Annotated in this window: 22 protein-coding genes and 1 riboswitch; of the genes, 15 read left to right on the top strand and 7 right to left on the bottom strand. The window is 70.6% G+C overall.

Going from position 1 to position 17,964, the window contains the following annotated elements:
• Positions 1-113: 113 nt before the first annotated feature.
• The 4 genes from HD557_RS07130 (at position 114) to HD557_RS07115 (ending at position 3,902) form a co-directional block, all read left to right on the top strand.
• Positions 114-812 (top strand): NAD(P)H-dependent oxidoreductase, encoded by a 699-nt coding sequence (locus HD557_RS07130; protein WP_008363911.1) that lies wholly within the window; start codon positions 114-116, stop codon positions 810-812.
• Positions 813-822: 10 nt separating this feature from the next.
• A riboswitch (cobalamin riboswitch) is annotated at positions 823-1,009 on the top strand.
• 54 nt (positions 1,010-1,063) lie between these two features.
• Entirely contained in the window at positions 1,064-2,119 is a 1,056-nt protein-coding gene (locus HD557_RS07125; protein WP_008363910.1) for an ABC transporter substrate-binding protein, read from the top strand.
• A complete protein-coding gene (locus HD557_RS07120) occupies positions 2,119-3,138 on the top strand; it encodes a FecCD family ABC transporter permease (protein WP_008363908.1) in 1,020 nt (339 codons plus the stop codon). The genes HD557_RS07125 and HD557_RS07120 overlap by 1 nt, the downstream gene beginning before the upstream one ends.
• Positions 3,135-3,902 (top strand): ABC transporter ATP-binding protein, encoded by a 768-nt coding sequence (locus HD557_RS07115; RefSeq protein ID WP_008363905.1) that lies wholly within the window; start codon positions 3,135-3,137, stop codon positions 3,900-3,902. Before HD557_RS07120 ends, HD557_RS07115 begins: the two co-directional genes overlap by 4 nt.
• Here HD557_RS07115 and HD557_RS07110 read toward each other — a convergent pair.
• A complete protein-coding gene (locus tag HD557_RS07110; protein ID WP_196873390.1) occupies positions 3,899-4,762 on the bottom strand; it encodes a glycoside hydrolase family 16 protein in 864 nt (287 codons plus the stop codon). The genes HD557_RS07115 and HD557_RS07110 overlap by 4 nt on opposite strands.
• Before the next feature lie 158 nt (positions 4,763-4,920).
• On the opposite strand from HD557_RS07110, the gene HD557_RS07105 reads away from it, so the two are divergent.
• Both HD557_RS07105 and HD557_RS07100 read left to right on the top strand, forming a co-directional pair.
• Positions 4,921-5,145 (top strand): hypothetical protein, encoded by a 225-nt coding sequence (locus HD557_RS07105; RefSeq protein WP_008363902.1) that lies wholly within the window; start codon positions 4,921-4,923, stop codon positions 5,143-5,145.
• Positions 5,142-6,665 (top strand): amino acid permease, encoded by a 1,524-nt coding sequence (locus tag HD557_RS07100; RefSeq protein WP_008363900.1) that lies wholly within the window; start codon positions 5,142-5,144, stop codon positions 6,663-6,665. The genes HD557_RS07105 and HD557_RS07100 overlap by 4 nt, the downstream gene beginning before the upstream one ends.
• Here HD557_RS07100 and HD557_RS07095 read toward each other — a convergent pair whose 3' ends face one another.
• On the bottom strand, positions 6,666-7,790 hold the full coding sequence (locus HD557_RS07095) for a S1C family serine protease (protein ID WP_196873388.1): 1,125 nt from the start codon (positions 7,788-7,790) through the stop codon (positions 6,666-6,668).
• A gap of 124 nt (positions 7,791-7,914) precedes the next feature.
• On the opposite strand from HD557_RS07095, the gene HD557_RS07090 reads away from it, so the two are divergent.
• Positions 7,915-8,589: a class E sortase gene (locus HD557_RS07090; protein WP_231380213.1), complete on the top strand. Its 675-nt coding sequence runs from the start codon at positions 7,915-7,917 to the stop codon at positions 8,587-8,589.
• Positions 8,590-8,717: 128 nt separating this feature from the next.
• Here the strand turns inward: HD557_RS07090 and HD557_RS07085 are convergent, their stop codons facing one another.
• Positions 8,718-9,542, bottom strand: coding sequence for a class II glutamine amidotransferase (locus HD557_RS07085; protein ID WP_231380212.1), 825 nt, complete (start codon positions 9,540-9,542; stop codon positions 8,718-8,720).
• A 35-nt stretch (positions 9,543-9,577) separates the two neighbouring features.
• Between HD557_RS07085 and HD557_RS07080 the strand changes: the two genes are divergently transcribed.
• From HD557_RS07080 to HD557_RS07060, 5 genes are read left to right on the top strand one after another with little or no spacing between them, the layout of a single operon-like run.
• Positions 9,578-10,711, top strand: coding sequence for a carboxylate-amine ligase (locus HD557_RS07080; protein ID WP_196873385.1), 1,134 nt, complete (start codon positions 9,578-9,580; stop codon positions 10,709-10,711).
• Between the two features lie 30 nt (positions 10,712-10,741).
• Entirely contained in the window at positions 10,742-11,407 is a 666-nt protein-coding gene (locus HD557_RS07075) for a methyltransferase (RefSeq protein ID WP_231380211.1), read from the top strand.
• A gap of 1 nt (position 11,408) precedes the next feature.
• Positions 11,409-12,338: an iron-containing redox enzyme family protein gene (locus tag HD557_RS07070; RefSeq protein WP_196873383.1), complete on the top strand. Its 930-nt coding sequence runs from the start codon at positions 11,409-11,411 to the stop codon at positions 12,336-12,338.
• On the top strand, positions 12,335-12,556 hold the full coding sequence (locus HD557_RS07065) for a CDGSH iron-sulfur domain-containing protein (protein WP_196873382.1): 222 nt from the start codon (positions 12,335-12,337) through the stop codon (positions 12,554-12,556). The genes HD557_RS07070 and HD557_RS07065 overlap by 4 nt, the downstream gene beginning before the upstream one ends.
• 12 nt (positions 12,557-12,568) lie before the next feature.
• Complete coding sequence (locus HD557_RS07060) at positions 12,569-13,591, top strand: DNA topoisomerase IB (protein ID WP_196873381.1); 1,023 nt, start codon at positions 12,569-12,571, stop codon at positions 13,589-13,591.
• A gap of 7 nt (positions 13,592-13,598) precedes the next feature.
• On the opposite strand, the gene HD557_RS07055 is transcribed toward HD557_RS07060, so the two are convergent.
• The 3 genes from HD557_RS07055 to HD557_RS07045 all read right to left on the bottom strand — a co-directional run bounded on the left by HD557_RS07055 (position 13,599) and on the right by HD557_RS07045 (position 15,328).
• Complete coding sequence (locus tag HD557_RS07055; RefSeq protein WP_196873380.1) at positions 13,599-14,273, bottom strand: DUF6766 family protein; 675 nt, start codon at positions 14,271-14,273, stop codon at positions 13,599-13,601.
• A 94-nt stretch (positions 14,274-14,367) separates the two neighbouring features.
• Positions 14,368-14,763 (bottom strand): hypothetical protein, encoded by a 396-nt coding sequence (locus tag HD557_RS07050; protein ID WP_196873379.1) that lies wholly within the window; start codon positions 14,761-14,763, stop codon positions 14,368-14,370.
• A 10-nt stretch (positions 14,764-14,773) separates the two neighbouring features.
• Positions 14,774-15,328: a Dps family protein gene (locus HD557_RS07045; protein ID WP_008363880.1), complete on the bottom strand. Its 555-nt coding sequence runs from the start codon at positions 15,326-15,328 to the stop codon at positions 14,774-14,776.
• Positions 15,329-15,393: 65 nt separating this feature from the next.
• On the opposite strand from HD557_RS07045, the gene HD557_RS07040 reads away from it, so the two are divergent.
• Positions 15,394-15,855 (top strand): DUF3817 domain-containing protein, encoded by a 462-nt coding sequence (locus tag HD557_RS07040; protein ID WP_307785551.1) that lies wholly within the window; start codon positions 15,394-15,396, stop codon positions 15,853-15,855.
• 25 nt (positions 15,856-15,880) lie between these two features.
• Here the strand turns inward: HD557_RS07040 and HD557_RS07035 are convergent, their stop codons facing one another.
• A complete protein-coding gene (locus tag HD557_RS07035) occupies positions 15,881-16,312 on the bottom strand; it encodes a winged helix-turn-helix transcriptional regulator (RefSeq protein ID WP_231380210.1) in 432 nt (143 codons plus the stop codon).
• A 105-nt stretch (positions 16,313-16,417) separates the two neighbouring features.
• Between HD557_RS07035 and HD557_RS07030 the strand changes: the two genes are divergently transcribed.
• Positions 16,418-17,113 carry an SDR family oxidoreductase gene (locus HD557_RS07030; RefSeq protein WP_196873377.1) on the top strand — a complete coding sequence of 232 codons (696 nt, stop codon included), beginning with the start codon at positions 16,418-16,420 and terminating at the stop codon, positions 17,111-17,113.
• A gap of 20 nt (positions 17,114-17,133) precedes the next feature.
• A complete protein-coding gene (locus HD557_RS07025; protein ID WP_196873376.1) occupies positions 17,134-17,928 on the top strand; it encodes a thioesterase family protein in 795 nt (264 codons plus the stop codon).
• Positions 17,929-17,964 lie beyond the last annotated feature (36 nt).

The raw sequence follows: 17,964 nt of genomic DNA, 5'->3' as shown, positions 1-17,964 counted from the left end.
AACACTCTTCGGCCGCTAATTTGAGCGAGGTTCGGACTTTGTCGTCAGACCGGCACGACGCCCACCCACATCCAGGCGGGAATCCTGCCGCGTCAGACCGCGTTCAGAGACCCATGCACGCACTCTGGGTATGGGCACATCCGCACGCGTCGTCGCTCAACGGACGGCTGCAGGAGGCGGGCCGGAACGCTCTCGTCGCGGCCGGCTGGACCGTCGACGAGATCGACCTCTATCGAGAAGGTTTCAATCCACTTCTGGTGGAGCGGGGCGAGGCCGACGTACGCCGCCACCAGGACCGCCTGCGGGAGGCCGATCTGCTGGTCGTGCAGTTCCCGCTGTGGTGGTATTCGGTGCCGGCCATCCTCAAGGGCTGGATCGACCGGGTCTTCGAGTCGGGGTTTGCCTTCGACGTACCGGATCCGGAGACCGGCAAGCCGCTCAAGTACGGCAAGGGCGGCCTGGCCGGCAAGCGCGCGCTGACCATCGTCACCGCCGGCGACCGGGCCGCGACCCTGGGCCCGCGCGGGATCAGCGGCCACATCGAGGACGTCCTGTGGCCGCTCCTGCACGGCACGTTCTGGTACACGGGGATGGACCCGCTGCGCCCGCACCTGATCACCGACGCCGACACCGTCGACACCGAGGCGATGGCGCGGATCGAGGCCGATCTGAGCGTACGTCTCGAGGGCGTGATGACCGAGCCGCGGATCGCCTACCGGCCGATGGTCGAGGAGCAGTACGACCACACGATCAAGCTCCACGACTCGGTCGCGCCCGGAGAGGACGGGCTCCGCGCCCACCGTGAGGGCTGACGGGCCCGCCTGCTACGGTCTTCGGGCCAGCCGCTCGGGACGTAGTCCCGGCACGGGAACCCGGTGAGAGCCCGGGACTGACGCGCAGCGGTGTGGGTGACGGACGGGACACTGTGCCACTGGGCCCTCGGGCCTGGGAAGGCGTCTCGCGCCGGTCGATCCCGAGTCCGAAGACCTGCTGGCCCTGCAGCAGACCGCTGCCGGTCAGCACGGGCGACGCGTACCAGCCCGCGACCCGCTCGAGGACCGACGTGCACCTGTCCCGCACCATCCGACCGACCCTGGCCCGAACGATCGCCGCGAGTACCGTGCTGGTGCTCGGTGCCGCCCTGACCGGCTGCGGAGCCGACCAGCCCGCCGACGCGCAGAAGGCGGCCGCCGGGACCGTCGGCTTCCCGCTCACGATGACCAACTGCGGGCGCGAGATCACGCTCGAGGCACCACCCGAGCGGGTCGTCTCGCTCAACCAGGGCTCCACCGAGATCCTGCTCTCGCTCGGCCTCGCCGACCGGATGGCCGGCACCGCGGTCTGGACCGACCCGGTGCTCGACTCGCTCGCCGAGGACAACGAGCGTGTGCCGCGGCTCGCCGACAACTGGCCCTCCTACGAGCGTGTGCTGGAGGCCGAGCCCGACTTCGTCACCGCCTCCTTCATCAGCACCCTGGGAGAGGGCGGGGTGACCACCCCGGAGGACCTGGAGAGGCTGGGTGTCGGCTCCTACCTCTCCCCCGCCGAGTGCATCAAGGACAACGAGGGCGACGACGACGGCACCCGTCTCGACCCCCTCGAGATCGAGACGATCTACCAGGAGATCACCGAGCTGGCGCGGATCTTCGGCGTCCCCGAGCGCGGCGAGCAGCTGGTCGCCGACCTGTCCCGGCGCCTCGAGGCCGCCGAGAGCAAGGCGCCGGCGGGTGAGGTGAGCGCGATGTACTGGTTCGCCAACTCCGAGTCGCCCTACCTGGCCGGTTGCTGCGGCGGCCCAGGCATCATCGGCCGCGCTCTCGGCATCGAGAACGTCTTCGACGACACCACCGACGAGTGGCCGCAGATCAACTGGGAGACCGTCGCCGAGCGCAACCCTGACGTCATCGTCGTGGGCGATCTGACCCGCAAGAGCCAGACCGCCGAGACCGCCCGCGCCAAGATCGACTATCTGAAGAACAACCCGGTCACCGCGCAGATGGACGCGGTGAAGAACGACCGTTTCGTGACGCTGTCCGGCGCCGAGCTCAACCCCTCGATCCGCACCGTTTACGCGGTCGAGAACGTCGCCGACCAGCTGGCCGCTCTCGGCCTCCGCTGATGGCGGTCCGCGCCCTCCCTCGCGCCGGTGTCCTGCTGGCCCTGGCTCCCCTGGTGGTGGTCGCCTCGGTCGCGGGCGCCATCACCGTGGGACCCTCCGACCTCAGCATCGCCGACGTCTACGGTGTCCTCGCCGACCGGGCCGGCCTCGGCTCCTCCGAACTGACTCTCCTCCAGCAGAGCATCGTGTGGGACCTGCGGCTGCCGCGTACGTTGCTCGCGGGGATCTGCGGGGCGGGCCTGGCCATCTGCGGGGTCATCCTGCAGTCGCTGCTGCGCAACCCGCTCGCCGATCCGTTCGTGCTCGGCATCTCCTCGGGCGCTTCCACCGGAGCGGTCTCGATCGTCGTCCTCGGCATCGGGTCGGGCGCGGTCGGGCTCTCCACCGGGGCCTTCGTGGGCGCGCTGGCCTCGTTCGCACTCGTGCTGCTGCTCGCCTCGCTCGCCGGGGGCACCACCGACCGGCTCATCCTGGCCGGCATCGCCGCTACCCAGCTCTTCTCGGCCCTCACCTCGTTCATCGTGTTCACCGCGGCCGACGCCGAGCAGACGCGCGGGGTGCTGTTCTGGCTGCTCGGGTCGCTCTCCTCGGCGAGCTGGACCGACGTGCTCGTGTGCGGGGTGATCGTGCTCGGCGGGCTGCTCTGCTGCATCCTCGGGGCGGGATGGCTGAACGCGTTCGCGTTCGGCAACGACGCGGCGGCCTCGCTCGGCGTCGACGTCGCGCGCATCCGGGCGGTGCTGCTGGTGCTGACGGCGCTGATGACCGCCGTCATCGTCTCGACGTCGGGCGCGATCGGCTTCGTCGGGCTGGTCCTTCCCCATCTCGCCAGAGCGCTCGTCGGGGTCGGACACCGGCTGCTGCTCCCCGCCACCGCGCTGCTCGGAGCGATCTTCCTGATCTGGGTCGACACCGCGGCCCGGACGATGATCGACCCCGAGGAGCTCCCCGTCGGGGTGGCGACCGCGCTGGTCGGGGTGCCTGCCTTCGCGCTGGTGCTGATGAGGGCACGCCGATGACCGCGCTCGAGGCCGGCCGGGTCAGCTGGGCGCCTCGTGGCCGACTCGTCGTCGACGACGTGTCCCTCCAGGTCGAGGACGGTGCCACCGTCGGGCTGCTCGGGCCGAACGGGTCCGGGAAGTCCTCGCTGATCCGGCTCCTGGCCGGGCTACGCCCACCGTCGTCCGGAGAGGTCCTGCTCGACGGCAGCCCGCTCCCCGGCATGTCCCGGCGCCACCTCGCGCGCCGGCTCGCGGTCGTGGAGCAGGAGCCGGCGACCAGCCAGGACCTCCGCGTACGCGACGTCGTCGCCCTCGGCCGGATCCCGCACCGCCCGGCCTGGGCGCCCGACAGCGCCCAGGACCGTGCCGTCATCGAGGAGGCCGCCGCCCATGCCGGCATCGCCGATCGCCTCGAGCAGCGCTTCTCGACCCTGTCGGGCGGCGAGCGGCAGCGTACGCAGATCGCCCGGGCGCTCGCCCAGGAGCCGGAGATCCTGCTCCTGGACGAGCCGACGAACCACCTCGACGTACGTCACCAGCTGGCGCTGCTCGCGCTGGTCCGCCGGATGCCCACGACCTGCCTGGTCGCCCTGCACGACCTCAACCTGGCCGCCGCCTACTGCGATCAGGTCTTCGTGCTCGCCGAGGGCCGCGTCGTGGCCGGAGGCCCGCCCGCCGAGGTGCTGACCGAGTCCCTGATCGCCGAGGTCTACGGCGTCCGCGCTCGGGTGCACCACGACGAGGGCCTCGTCATCCGCTTCCTCGGCCCGGTCAGCGCCTAGAGCTGCGAGTCGTAGACGCGTACGTAGTCCACGACCATGCGCTGCGGGAACTGGGTCGTGCCGTCGGGGTTGCCGGGCCAGTTGCCGCCGACCGCGACGTTGAGGATGAAGAAGAACGGCTGGTCGAAGACCCAGGGGTTCGCGCCGGTGTTGGCGGTGGTGAAGGTCTGGTAGGCGACCCCGTCGACGGACCAGGTGATCGAGCCGGGCCGCCAGTCGATGGCGAAGGTGTGGAAGGTGTCGGCGAAGGACCAGCCCTGCGGGTGCATGTACTGGCCGGTGATGCCGTTGCCTCCGGAGTAGCCCGGGCCGTGCAGCGTGCCGTGCACGAGATGGGGCTCGTAGCCGACGTTCTCCATGATGTCGATCTCGCCGGCGTTGGGCCACGGCGTGCTGGGGAACTGGCCGCCGAGCATCCAGAACGCCGGCCAGATGCCCTGCCCACGCGGGATCTGGATGCGCGCCTCCAGCCGTCCGAACTTCGGCTGGACCTTGCCCTTGGTGGTGAGCCGGGCCGAGGTGTAGCCGCTCCCGCTCTGCCGGGCGGTGATGACGAGGTTGCCGTTGCCGTCGAGCGCGGAGTTGTCGCGCGAATTGGTGTAGGTCTGCAGCTCGTTGTTGCCCCAGCCCCCGGCTCCGGTCTCGTGGTTCCAGTTGGCGGGGTTGGGCGCGCCGCCGGCGGGTCCGTCGAACTCGTCGGACCAGGTCAGGGCGGCGGCCTCCACCTCTCCGGCTCGGGACGAGTCGGCCTCGGGGCTGGGCACCGCGGCCGGTGCGGCCAGCGGGGCGACCAGGACGAGAGCCAGGGCTGCGGTGATGGTCAGTGTGGTGCGGATGGTGCGGATCCTCGAGCTACGCATCGAACGCTCCTTCATGGGGGTTAACTGTAAAGCGACCTTACAGTTATCGGGCGTTCGCGGGAACGGAAACGCCGGGTGACGTCCGGTCACCGCCAGTAGGCGCCCGATGCGCTCTAATGGGTCACCGGAGCGGGGCCATCGGGGGCCCTGCAGGTGAGGTGATCGCATTGGCACGGGATCCGTACAGGCCACGGACGCCGATCATCGGCATGGTGATGGTGTTCCTCGCGTTGGCGATCGTCGGGGTGACGGCGTACCTGCACCTCGGCTGGTGGTCGCTGATCGGCTACGCGGCCGCGGCGGTCATCGCCGTGGTCGGCGGCTGGCTGCTGTTCAAGGACGTGCCCGAGCCACCCCACTCCGGACCTGGAGCGAGCCGATGACCGACACCGACGACCAGACCGTCGACCGGACCGGCCTGACGGACGAGGACGAGGGCTACCACAAGAGCCTCAGCCCGCGGCAGCTGCAGATGATCGCGATCGGCGGCGCCATCGGCACCGGCCTGTTCCTGGGCGCGGGCGGCCGGCTCCACGAGGCAGGTCCCGGCCTGTTCCTCGTCTACGCCTTCTGCGGCGTGTTCGTCTTCCTCATCCTGCGCGCGCTCGGCGAGCTGGTGCTGCACCGGCCGTCGTCGGGGTCGTTCGTCTCCTACGCCCGTGAGTTCCTGGGCGAGCCGGCTGCGTTCGCCGCCGGCTGGATGTACTTCCTGAACTGGGCGATGACCTCGATCGTCGACGTCACGGCGATCGCGACGTACGTGCACTTCTGGGGCACCTTCGAGGTCGTCCCGCAATGGGTGATCGCGCTCGTGGCGCTCGCGGTCGTGCTCTCGATGAACCTGATCTCGGTCAAGCTCTTCGGCGAGCTGGAGTTCTGGGCGGCGCTCATCAAGGTGATCGCGCTGCTGGGCTTCCTGGTGCTCGGGATGATCGTGCTCGCCCGCCGCGACGAGCTGAACGGCCAGGAGACGGGGATCGGGATGGTCCTCGACAACGGCGGGCTGTTCCCGGTCGGCGCGCTCCCGCTGGTCATCGTCGTGTCCGGCGTCGTCTTCGCGTACGCCGCGGTCGAGCTCGTCGGCACGGCCGCCGGTGAGACCGCCGAGCCGGCGAAGGTCATGCCCCGGGCGATCAACTCGGTGATCGCCCGGATCGCGGTGTTCTACGTCGGCTCGCTCGTGCTGCTCGCGCTGCTGCTGCCCTACACGACCTACCGGGCCGACGAGAGCCCGTTCGTGACGTTCTTCGACCAGCTCGGGATCGCGAACTCCGGCACGATCATGAACCTCGTGGTGCTGACCGCGGCGCTGTCCTCGCTCAACGCCGGCCTTTACTCGACCGGCCGGATCCTGCGCTCGATGGCCATGAGCGGGAGCGCGCCGGCCTTCACCGCCCGGATGTCGAGGAACGGGGTGCCGTTCGGCGGGATCCTGCTCACCGGCAGCATCACCCTCCTCGGCGTCGGCCTCAACGCGGTCGTCCCCGGGCAGGCGTTCGAGATCGTGCTGAACATGTCGGCCCTCGGCATCATAGCGTCCTGGGCGACCATCGTGATCTGCCAGATCCAGCTCTACCGGCGATGGAAGCAGGGCCTGATGTATCGGCCCGACTTCCGCCTGTGGGGGTCGCCGTGGACGGGCTACGCGACGCTGGTGTTCCTCGCGGTCGTGCTGGTCCTGATGGGCTTCGACTACCCGATCGGCACCTGGACGGTCGCGACGCTCGCCATCATCATCCCGGCCCTGATCATCGGCTGGCGGCTCGTCCGCGACCGCGTCCGGCAGATCGCCCTCGAGCGCGAGGGCTACACCGGCGCGATCCCGATCAGGGCCGAGCGCCCGATCGCCGACGAGGCGACCGGCGGGCCGCGCGACGACGAGGGGCCCGACACCCGGGCGTGATCAGGCGACCGGGCCCTCGCCGAGGGTCACGGTGGCGGTGTGCGCCTCGCCGGCGGCATCGGTCCAGCCGACCGAGATCCGGTCACCCGGTTCGTGGTTCCCGAGGACCGAGGTGATGTCGTCGATGCTCGCCACGGGGGTGCCGTCGACGGAGGTGATCGTGCTGCCCTCGGCGATCCCGCCCGCCTCGGCGGCACCGTCCTCGACGACACCGACGACCAATGTCGACCTGGTCGTGTCGACCTGCACCCCGAGGGCCGCTGCCGGGCCGCCGATCTCGACGTCGCCCGACTCCTCTCCGGCGAGGATCTGGGCGGCGATGTCGAGGACGGTGTCGATCGGGATCGCATAGCCGGAGATCTCGGCGGAGCCGGAGGTGGCGGCGACGTTCATGCCGATGACCTCGCCGTCCTCGTCCAGCAGCGCGCCGCCGGAGTCACCGGAGACGACGTCGGCGTCCGTCTCGATCAGGTCAGTGAGGTCGGCGGTGGTGCCGTCCTCGTTGTTGACGGTGATCGCGGTGCTCGGGTCGGTGACGGTGCCGTCGGCCGCCGAGAGCGAGCCCTGCCCTTCGGCGTTGCCGACCGAGGTGACCTGCTCACCCAGGGTCGCCGCGTCCCGGTCGGTGGCCACGGTCGAGAGCCCCGAGGCGTCCTCGAGCTGCAGCACCGCGACGTCGTGGACGTCGTCGTAGCCGAGCACGGTCGCGTCGTACGTCGTGCCCGTGCTCGGGTCGGCCACCGTGATCGAGGTGGCGCCCTCGACGACATGGTGGTTGGTCACCACGATGCCGTCCGCCGTGATGGTGAGCCCCGTACCCGCACCCCGGGCGGTGCCGTAGTCGACGGTCGTGTTGACCAGCACGACGCCGGTCGACTCGGAGTCGGTCGCGGGCTCGGAGTCGACCGTCGCGGCCGAGGTGCCGGGTCCCTGCGGGTAGGGGGCGACGGTCCCGCCGCCGTAGAAACCGCCGTACGTGCCATAACCAGGGCCGGGCTCGGCTGCGTACGTGCTGGTCGCGCTGACCGCGGCCACCGCGAGAGCCGGGGTGGCGACGGGGATCGCGACGAGCGGGATCGCCAGGGCGGCGACGACAGACTGGCGGATGCGGCGTGAACGGGACATCGGGTCCTCCTCGGGCGGTTGATGTCTCGAGATTCCGCCCGTCCGCTGTGGGCTTCCTGTGAACCAGGCACGGACCGGCTGGGAAAAGCCGGCACTTCGCGATCGGGCTGAGATGCTTGACCCGATGTCCACCGAGTCCCAGACCCCGCACCGGGGTCGCCGGTCCGTCTTCGTGGCCGGCATCGTCATGGTCGTCGCCGGGCTGGTGGTCCTCGGCTACGTGGCCTGGGAGCTCTACGGGACCACCATCGTCAGCAAGCAGCGCCAGCAGGACGCGGCCTCGAGGATCGAGAGGGCGTGGGGCTCGGGCGAGACCACGGTGACCACCGAGTTCGGGTCGGCCGAGGCCCTGATCGAGATCCCCCGCATCGGTGAGGACTATCGAGTCCCCGTCCTCGAAGGCACCTCCGACCGGGCCCTGGGCGCCGGCTTCGGCCACTTCGACGGCACCGCCGGCCCCGGCGAGGTCGGCAACTTCGCGCTCGCCGGCCACCGGGTCACCCACGGCGAACCGCTGCACGACCTCCCCGAGCTCCGGCCAGGGGACGAGATCCGTGTCCTGACCAGGGAGAAGACGTACGTCTATGCCCTCACCAGCGGCGGCGAGGACCTGATCGTCCCGTTCACCTCGATCTGGGTCACCGACCCCCTTCCCGACAACCCCGTGCGTGGCGGGGTCGAGCCCGACCAGAAGAAGGGGCAGCGCCTGATCACCCTCACGACCTGCTCGGAGCTCTTCCACACCGACAACCGGATGATCGCCTTCGGAAAGCTGGTCTCCGAGGAGCCGACCAGGTAGGACGGCCGTCGGCCCGGGCAGGCGCTGCGCGACGTACGGCTCGGAATGAAAACGCTCCGGATGGGGTACCTCTCGGCATGGCCGAACCCACCGACCCCCACTTTCAGCAGATGGGCGACGCCCCGCTCTCAGTCGCGGGCTCGCATCGAGTCGACGCCGAGCTGCGCGACCGGATCCAACCGGGTGACCTCCCGCGTGGCCAGGTCGACCATCACCGCCGTGTCGGCGGGCACCGGGGTCCACCCCGGCTGGTCGAGACCGCTGGACACGATCTCGAGCCCGTGGTCGGTCCGGCGGTAGTCCATCGCGAAGTACTCCGTGGTGTGACGCGGCGGGATGTCACCCTCGTCGTCGAAGAGCTCGCGCAGCGCGCGCAGAGGCGAGTCGGCACGCGAGTTGATGTGGATCGCGAACATGTGCGTCCGGGTGAGCATCAGCGCGTTCAGGCTGCATCTCGGGAACTTCTGGACGAGCGTGGCCAGCGCCTGGGTGACCCCCTCCGCCTCGTCGCCGTACTTCTCGACGCTCTGGTGCACGAAGTGGAAGTAGCGCTCGCTGTCGGTGTCGCCGCGCAGCCGCTCTCGCGACTCCGGGGTCAGCAGCGCCTCGAGATCCGCGATCGGAGAGATGTGACCGTTGTGCGCGAACGCGGCGCCGTCCGTCAGGAAGGGATGGGTGTTCTCCGGACGTACGTCGAGCCCGCCCGTCGCCCAGCGCAGATGCACGAAGCCGGCATTCGAGAGCGGGGTCTCGACGAGCCTGCGGTAGGTCCCGTCGACGTCCGCCGAACGCGGCGAGCTCGTCTTGGAGGTGCCCTCCTCCGTGTGCCAGGCCATTCCCCAACCGTCCGAGTGCACGGTGGTGAGCGAGGTGAACGCGTCCAGGCCCTCCTCCCCCAGCAGGTCGGCGACGGCGCACGGGGACTCGGTCACATATCCGAACAGACGACACATCCTCTAACGGCTCCTTCCAGAAGCAGGTGCAAGTGGTGAGCAAAGACTCTTCGAGCAGTACCCATCACCGGGTCCGGACAGTCGGCGTCGAGGAGGAGCTGCTCCTCGTCGACGCCGAGACCGGCGTACCCCGGTCGGTGGCCAGCGAGGTGCTCCGGGTGGCGCGCCGGCACGGCGACACCGAGACCGACGAGGTGGGGGGCTCGGTGGGCCCGGAGATGCAGAAGCAACAGGTCGAGACCGACACTCCTCCGGAGGAGTACCTCGGCCTCCTCGAGCTGGATCTTCGGCGGTGGCGCGACAAGGCACGCGCTGCGGCGAAGGAGGCAGGCGCGCTGATCCTGGCCAGCGGCACGACCCCGCTGCCGGTGCGTCCGCAGACCTTCGAGGACGAGCGCTACGCGGCGATCACCGAGCAGTTCGGGCTGACCGCCAGCGAGCAGCTCACCTGCGGCTGCCACGTACACGTCTCGGTCGACTCCGACGACGAGGCGATCGGGGCCCTCGACCGGATCCGCACCTGGCTTCCCGTGCTGCTGGCAGTGAGCGCCAACTCGCCGTTCTGGCACGGCGACGACTCCGGCTACGCGAGCTTCCGGTCCCAGGCGATGACCCGATGGCCGACCAACGGGCCGACCGAGGTCTTCGGCAGCGCCCAGGCGTACGCCGACCACCTGCGCCTCCTCATCGACACCGGGGTGCCGCTGGACGAGGGCATGGCGTACTTCGACGCCCGGCCGTCCCGCAACTACCCGACGCTCGAGGTCAGGGTCGCCGACGTCTGCCTCGATCCCCGCGACGCGGTGCTGATCGCCGGGCTGGCGCGGGCGCTGGTCGAGACCGGGGCGCGGGAATGGGCCCAGGGCGAGCCCGCCGATCCCACCTCCGTGGCCGTCCTCCGGCTGGCCATGTGGCAGGCCGGCCGGCACGGGGTCAGCGGCGACCTGCTGGACCCGAGGACGCACCGCCCGCGGCCGGCTCGCGACGTGGTGGACCAGATGCTCGAGCACATCGGGCCGGCGCTGCGCGACACCGGAGACCTGGCCCGCGTCGAGCAGGGCATCGACCGGGTCTTCACGCGCGGCACCGGCTCCACGACCCAGCGCCGGATCCGCTCCGAGGTGGGCCGGCTCGACCGGGCCGTGATCCGCCTGGCCGAGCTCACCTGAGTGTCCCGACATCGAGGAGGTAGTGCTGTCATGATCCGATTCGGTCATCTCGACATCGACTTCGACGAGCGCGTGCTCACGCCGCGTACGTGGACGGCCCGGCAGTCCGAGTGGGCGGCCGAGCTGTCGGCGGACCTGCCGGACGGACCGATGCTCGAGCTGTGCTCGGGCGCCGGCCAGATCGGCCTGCTCGCGGCGGCGCTGGTCGGCCGTCGGCTGGTCTGCGTCGACGCCGACCCGGTCGCCTGCGAGTTCGCCCGCGCCAACGCCGAGCGCGCCGGGCTGTCACACCTGGTGGAGGTACGCCACAGCAGCATGGACCAGGCACTCGACCCGGACGAGCGCTTCCACCTGGTGATCGCCGACCCGCCCTGGGTGCCGACGGCCCAGGTCGGGCGCTATCCCGAGGACCCGCTGCTCGCCATCGACGGCGGCGCGGACGGGATGCAGGTCGCCAGGACGTGCCTGGCCGCGACCGCCCGCCACCTCTCCCCCGGCGGAGCGGCCGTGCTCCAGCTCGGCACGACCGACCAGGCCGACCGCGTGCTGCAGCTGCTCGAGGGCAGCGATCTGGCGGTCGAGGAGGTCCGCGACTCGCCGGGCGAGGGCGTGCTCGTGCACATCGCCCGGGCAGCGGTGCCGAGCATGTCGAGCACCGCCGCTGGGTACCCAGAGCTCGAGGGAAAGGTGGGCTGAGATGCTGCCTAAGTCGCGTGGCACCCTGAGTGCCGCTGTGTTCAACGCGCTCCAGAGCGGCGCCACCGCCGGTCTGGAGCCGTCGCCGGAGTCCGAGGAGGACGCCCAGATCGCCCTGTGGGCGCTCTACGAGCTGCACTACCGCGGCTTCGACGAGGTGGATGCCGAGCTCGAGTGGGACGCGGACCTGCTGCGTCTGCGCCGGGATCTGGAGAGGTCGTTCGAGGCCGAGCTGCGCAGGCGGTGGGAGGCCAGCCCTCTCCACGAGGCAGGCGAGCTGACCGACGTGATCGACGGGCACGACGGCCCCTCGCTGGCGCGGTTCGTGCAGCGCAAGGCGGACCGCGAGCAGGTACTCGAGCTCCTGCAGCACCGCTCGCTCTACCACCTCAAGGAGGCCGATCCCACCAGCTGGGTCATCCCTCGGCTCGACACCCGGCCCAAGGCCGCGCTGATGGAGGTCCTGTTCGACGAGTACGGCGACGGCGACCCCAACCGCCTGCATCACCACCTGTTCCGCCGCGGCATGGAGGCGTCCGGGCTACGGACCGACCACGCCTGCTACGTCGACGAGGCGCCGGTCGAGATCCTGGCGATGAACAACGCGCTGTCGCTGTTCGGGATGCACCGCCGGCTCCGCGGAGCGGCACTCGGTCACTTCGCCGCGTTCGAGGCGACGAGCTCGGTGCCTTCGCGACAGCTCGCCCGAGGCCTGCGGCGGCTCGACTTCCCGGACGAGATGGCCGCCTACTACGACGAGCACGTCGAGGCCGATGCCGTCCACGAGCAGGTCGCCCTGCGCGACGTGTGCGGCGCGTTCCTGGAGGAGAACCCGAGCGACCGCGACCAGCTGCTCCTCGGTGCCTTCACCTGTCTCGACCTGGAGGCGCGCTACGCCGAGGCGATGCTCGACCGATGGGGTGTCTCATGAGCGAGTTCGAGCACGCGTCGATCGTGCTGTGCCCGGCCGGGCCGATGCTCCTGCGCGGGAAGCACGAGGTCCTGGACGCCGAGGGCGAGGTCCACCACACGGTGCGCCCGGTCAGCGCGGTGTGCATGTGTGGCGGCTCCGCGATCAAGCCGTGGTGCGACGGTACGCACCGGCTGCTCGCCGCGCGAGCGCGCGACAACGACGAGACCACCGGGTGAGAGGGGCCCCTGGTGGTTCGACTTCGCCGGTCCTCGCCGGAGGAGCCGGGATGGACCCGCCGCCGCGCGGGCCGCGGCTTCGTCTACCTCGACGACGCCGGCGACCGGCTCGATGACGACGCGGCGGCACGCGTCCGGGCGCTCGCCATCCCGCCGGCCTGGGAGGACGTGTGGATCTGTCCTCATGAGAACGGTCATCTCCAGGCAGTGGGGACGGACGCGGCCGGCCGCCGCCAGTACCTCTACCACCCCGACTGGCGGGTGAAGCGCGACCAGGAGAAGTTCGACCGGGTGCTGGAGCTCGGCAGGGTCCTTCCCCGCGTACGCGAGCGGACGGAGCGCGACCTCGCCACGACCGGGATGAGCGCTGCCCGGGCGTCGGCCCTCGCCCTGCGGCTCCTGGACCTCGGGTGCTTCCGGATCGGCAGCGACGCCTACGCCGACGACAACGGCGGCTTCGGCCTGACGACGCTGGAGCGCCGCCACGTCCGCAAGCGGGGCGACGCCTACGTCTTCGACTTCACCGGGAAGTCCGGCGTCCACCACACGATCATCATCGACGACCCGATCTCCGTCGAGGCGATCGCACAGCTGCGTCGAAGGCGCGGCGGCTTCGAGGAGATCCTCGCCTACAAGCAGGGCCCGAGATGGCAGCGGCTGACGCCCGCCATGGTCAACGACTACATGCGCGAAGTGAGCGGGCTGGAGGTGTCGGCGAAGGACTTCCGGACCTGGCACGCCACCGTGCTCGCCGCCCTCGCCCTGACCGACGACCCGGAGGCGGCCGAGCGTGTGACGCCGACCGCCAGGTCCCGGCACAAGCAGCAGGTCGCCGCGGTCAAGGAGGTCGCGGAGTACCTCGGCAACACCCCGGCCGTCGCCCGCAGCTCCTACGTCGACCCGCGGGTCCTCGAGCTGCACGAGCAGGGACGCACGATCCACGTACGCAAGGGGTCGAGCACGGATCCGAAGGCCCGCCAGGCCGCGGCGGAGCGAGCCGTCCTGCGCCTGTTGGCGCAGGACGGCGACGCCTGACCGCTTCTCAGCCCTCGACGCCGGTGGCCTCGTGGGAGGAGCCGACCGGCTTGCTCTCGGGTGACCCCCGCTGTCGCAGGTAGATCGACAGGACCGCCATCGAGCCGACCGCGAGGAACTCCGACTGCCAGTTCTGCAGGGTCCGCGCCCAGAAGTCGGAGTGCACCAGGTAGGAGCCCCACGCGATCGGGTCACGCAGCTGCTGCAGCCTGACCTCGTTGTACGAGGCCCACCCGGCCACCGACTGGACCAGCCAGGACAGCAGGAAGATGACGCCCATGGCGATGCCGAGCGACCGCGAGTAGAGCGCGGTCCGCAGGCCGCCCACGCGGGTGAGCCTGGGCGAGTCGTCCTGGGCGTACGCCCCGACCTTCTGCTTCTCGTCGGACTCCTGGCCGGCGTCCTTGAGCGGCTTGGACTCCGGGGAGCCCCGTTGCACCAGCCAGACGGTCAGCATGACGTAGAGGAGGAACTGGAGATACTCGCTCTGCCAGTTCTCCGTCACGTCCACCGCGAAGCTCGCCGAGGTGAGGTAGCCACCCAGCGTGATCCGGTCGAGACCGTCGGCGAACAGCTCGTCGTTCAGCTGGTGCCAACCGGCGATGGCCTGGCCGGCGAGGCTGCCCAGGAAGAGCGCCCCGAAGGCGAGGCTGAGCGAGTTCTCCTTGAGGAACCGTCGCATCGCTGCTCCTCACCCGTGCCTCAGCGCGAGCACGAACGTGTAGAGCAGTCCGATGCCGATGACCGCCAGATAGGCGACGTACATGATCCGCATCTCAGCCTCCGTGCAGCGTGCAGTCGTAGGGCTTCGGCGGCTGCGGTGTGCAGCCTGCCGCGTGCAGCAGCCAGCGGTCGGCGAACCGGGTCAGGAAGAGCGTCTCGCCCTGGTACCGGACCTCGGCCATCGTCCCGAAGACGTCGACGCGGTCGAGGGCGCCCGGCTCGGGCAGCTGCTCCTCGGACAGCGCCTCGGCGCACGGTTTCTTGGCGGCCGCCTCCAGCTCGGTCCGCGTCTTCGGAGCGAGCAGCGCGCATGCGCCCGCCCAGTCCTGCGCGGCGACCGAGTCCTGGAAGGCGGTCGCGCGCTCACGTACCGCGTCCTCCTGCCCGGAGGCGCACCCGGTGAGCATCATCGGGAGGAGCAGTGCCAGCGTCGTCGACCACCACCGCATCGGATCCCCCTCAGCCGCGGGCGGCGCGGGCCGCGCCTGCCTCCGTGGCCTCGCCGCTGGTCTGCAGCTGGCCGCCCTGGTCCTCCAGGTGGGCGCGTACGAACCAGTGGAAGAGCTCGAGCTGCTCGGTCTGGCCGATCAGGATGTCCTGGGTCACCAGGTCGAGCTCCTCGAGGGCCTTGATCGCCTTGCGGTAGGACTCGATGACGCCCCGGTAGGTGACGTCGAGCGCGGCGAGGTGCTCCTGGGTGGTGGCCCGGCCGATGCTGTAGTCGTTCCACTCGCGCTCCTCGACCAGTGCGCCCGGGGTGCCTCGCGGGGCACCGCCCAGGGTCGCGATGCGCTCGGCGAGCGCATCGGCCATCGCGCGTACGGCGTCGACCTGGGGGTCGATCATCTCGTGGACCGCGATGAAGTGCGGCCCCACGACGTTCCAGTGCACGTGCTTGAGCGTGAGCTGGAGGTCGTTCGCGGCGTGCAGGCGGGACTGGAGCAGGTCGATGGTCGTCCGAGCATCGCTCTCGTCCATGCCCGGGATCGTGTAGTGCAGCGTGTCGGTCGTCATGCCGCGATCGGTACCCGTGGCCGCTCGATTCATACCAGTACACGGGTGCGAATAGACTTTGGCGCGTGTCCGCCCTTCTCCGCTCGCCGTCCCGCATCTACCGGATCGTCGCCACTGCCGAGGCGGTGACCTGGGCCGGGCTGCTCAGCGGCATGTTCCTGAAGTACGTCACCGAGACCACCGAGCTGGGAGTCAGCATCTTCGGGATGCTGCACGGGATCGTCTTCATCACCTACTGCGTGACCACGACCGCGATCGCGGTCGACCAGCGCTGGTCGTTCGGCCGCCTGGTCGCCGGCCTCGCTTCCTCGATCCCGCCGTTCCTGACGCTCTGGTTCGAGCGCTACGCCGAGCGCCGCGGCCTCCTGGCCCCGACGTGGCGGCTCATCGAGGAGTCTCCGGCCCGCCCCCTCGAGCGGCCGCTGGCGTGGCTGCTCCGCAACCCCGTGCGCGGCCTGGCCACCGGCGTCGCGAGCGTCACTGCGCTGACCGTGGTCGCGCTCATCGCCGGGCCGCCGGTCGGCTGACCCCCGGCCGCACCGCGCGGCTCGCTCAGCTCGCGGCGTCCGCGAGCTCGACCTCGCCGCTGCGTACGACCTCCCCGCAGGCCCTGCAGGCCATCACGGGGTGGAACTCCGAGCCACAGGAGTGCACGAACCTGAGCGGCGGGCCGTCCTCGCCGGCCAGGTGACGGTCACCGAACTCGCGCATCGCGGCGATGATCGGCGCGAGCGAGCGGCCGAGGTCGGTCAGGTGGTACTCGAACCTCGGGGGACGCTGCTCGTACTGCACCCGGGTCACCAGTCCGTGCGCCTCGAGCCGGCGCAGGCGGTCGGTGAGGATGTCGCGCGGGCCTCCCGTGAACCGGACGATCTCCTCGAACCGGCGACTCCCGAGGAAGAGCTCACGGACGACGAGCAGGGTCCACTTGGACCCGACGAGCTCCAGCGTTCGCGCGACCGAGCACTCACGTACCTCCGACATCATGGTTCGATCCTAATCGAGTTGGAAAACCAAACCAACCCGAGTACGTTGGAAAAACCAACCCACATCGGAGCGGCGTCCGCGCCCTCGACACAGGAGAACCACATGCCCACTCTCGCGAACGCGGTCGTCCTGGTGACCGGCGCCAACGGCGGCCTCGGCACCCACTTCGTCAACCAGGCCCTGGAGCGCGGCGCCGCCAAGGTCTACGCAGCCGCCCGCAGCCCCCGCGAGTGGGGCGACCCCCGCATCGTGCCACTGAAGCTCGACGTGACCGACCACGACTCGGTGGTGGAGGCGGCGGCTCTCGCCGGGGACGTCACGGTCCTCATCAACAACGCGGGCAGCTCGAACGGTGCCAGCGTGACGGGCGACCTCAGCGCCGTCCGCGACCTGTTCGAGACCAACTTCTGGGGAGCGCTCGACGTCACCAACGCCTTCCTGCCGTCGCTGCGCGCCAGCAAGGGTGTCGTGCTCAACGTGCTCTCGGTCCTGAGCTGGTACGGCATCGGCGACGCCTACAGCGCCACCAAGGCCGCGCTGTGGTCGGCGACCAACACCCAGCGTCTCGCCCTGGCCGGCGACGGCATCCACGTCGCGTCGCTGCACCTGGGCTACACCGACACCCCGATGACGGCCCGCATCACCGAGCCGAAGAACGATCCGGCCGACGTGATCCGCACCGCCTACGACGGCCTCGAGAGCGACGCGTACGAGATCATCGCCGACAAGGTGAGCGCCGACGTCAAGGCCGGTCTCGCTCAGCCGATCGAGGCGCTCTACCCGCAACTGAGCCGCTGACCGGCGGCCCGGAGACGCTGATGACACTCGCGTTCGACGCCTTCTACCAGCCGACCGGCGAGGACGGCATCTTCGAGTCGACCCCGGCCACGGCCAGCCCCTGGGACCACTCGCTGCAGCACGGCGGCCCTCCCGCCGCCCTGCTGGCCCGGGCGATCGAGTCGGTACGCTCCGACCCGGCCCTGTCCATCGCCCGGTTCACCGCCGACATGCTCGGCGGCATCCCTCAGGGGACGATGCGCGTCGAGGCGCACGTGGTTCGGCCGGGTCGCCGGGTCGAGCTCGTCGAGGCCTCGCTGTGGGCCGGCGAGCGGCTCGCCGTCAAGGCGAGCGCCTGGCTGATCCGGGCCACGCCGGGGTCGACCCGCGAGCACTGGTGCTCCGGCGGGAAAGTTCCCGCCATCCCGCAGGCCTCCTCCGAGCGGTTCTTCGAGGGGGTCAGCCCGGACTGGGGCTACGGCCGCGCCCTCGACTGGCGGTTCGTCAGCGGCGGCTACGAGCCGGGCCCGGCGACGGTCTGGGCGCGCCTGCGGGTTCCGCTGGTCGCCGGCGAGGAGACCTCCCCGGTGCAGCGTCTCCTCACCCTGGCCGACTCCACCAACGGCCTGTCCGGCTCCCTGCCGATGAGCTCGTGGTACTTCATCCCGCCGACCGTGACCGTCACCGTCGAGCGACCGCCGGTGAGCGAGTGGATGCTGCTCGACGCCCGCAGCACCATCGGCCCGGACGGCATCGGGCTCGCGCAGGGCGGCATGTCCGACGAGCACGGCAGATTCGCCGTCGTCACCCAGCCGCTGATGGTTGCCCCGCGCTGAGCATCGACCAACCGCTCGCGCGGGGCACCACCATGC

The organism is Nocardioides luteus, from assembly GCF_015752315.1.
Lineage (GTDB): Bacteria > Actinomycetota > Actinomycetes > Propionibacteriales > Nocardioidaceae > Nocardioides.
Note: the sequence above shows the minus strand (reverse complement) of the source record. Positions and strands in the feature narration are given on the sequence as shown.

Coding starts and splice junctions, on each gene's coding strand:
- HD557_RS07130 (WP_008363911.1), top strand. CDS start 114: ATGCACGCACTCTGGGTATGGGCACATCCGCACGCGTCGTCGCTCAAC.
- HD557_RS07120 (WP_008363908.1), top strand. CDS start 2,119: ATGGCGGTCCGCGCCCTCCCTCGCGCCGGTGTCCTGCTGGCCCTGGCT.
- HD557_RS07115 (WP_008363905.1), top strand. CDS start 3,135: ATGACCGCGCTCGAGGCCGGCCGGGTCAGCTGGGCGCCTCGTGGCCGA.
- HD557_RS07110 (WP_196873390.1), bottom strand. CDS start 4,762: ATGCGTAGCTCGAGGATCCGCACCATCCGCACCACACTGACCATCACC.
- HD557_RS07100 (WP_008363900.1), top strand. CDS start 5,142: ATGACCGACACCGACGACCAGACCGTCGACCGGACCGGCCTGACGGAC.
- HD557_RS07095 (WP_196873388.1), bottom strand. CDS start 7,790: ATGTCCCGTTCACGCCGCATCCGCCAGTCTGTCGTCGCCGCCCTGGCG.
- HD557_RS07090 (WP_231380213.1), top strand. CDS start 7,915: ATGTCCACCGAGTCCCAGACCCCGCACCGGGGTCGCCGGTCCGTCTTC.
- HD557_RS07085 (WP_231380212.1), bottom strand. CDS start 9,542: ATGTGTCGTCTGTTCGGATATGTGACCGAGTCCCCGTGCGCCGTCGCC.
- HD557_RS07075 (WP_231380211.1), top strand. CDS start 10,742: ATGATCCGATTCGGTCATCTCGACATCGACTTCGACGAGCGCGTGCTC.
- HD557_RS07070 (WP_196873383.1), top strand. CDS start 11,409: ATGCTGCCTAAGTCGCGTGGCACCCTGAGTGCCGCTGTGTTCAACGCG.
- HD557_RS07065 (WP_196873382.1), top strand. CDS start 12,335: ATGAGCGAGTTCGAGCACGCGTCGATCGTGCTGTGCCCGGCCGGGCCG.
- HD557_RS07055 (WP_196873380.1), bottom strand. CDS start 14,273: ATGCGACGGTTCCTCAAGGAGAACTCGCTCAGCCTCGCCTTCGGGGCG.
- HD557_RS07050 (WP_196873379.1), bottom strand. CDS start 14,763: ATGCGGTGGTGGTCGACGACGCTGGCACTGCTCCTCCCGATGATGCTC.
- HD557_RS07045 (WP_008363880.1), bottom strand. CDS start 15,328: ATGACGACCGACACGCTGCACTACACGATCCCGGGCATGGACGAGAGC.
- HD557_RS07035 (WP_231380210.1), bottom strand. CDS start 16,312: ATGTCGGAGGTACGTGAGTGCTCGGTCGCGCGAACGCTGGAGCTCGTC.
- HD557_RS07030 (WP_196873377.1), top strand. CDS start 16,418: ATGCCCACTCTCGCGAACGCGGTCGTCCTGGTGACCGGCGCCAACGGC.
- HD557_RS07025 (WP_196873376.1), top strand. CDS start 17,134: ATGACACTCGCGTTCGACGCCTTCTACCAGCCGACCGGCGAGGACGGC.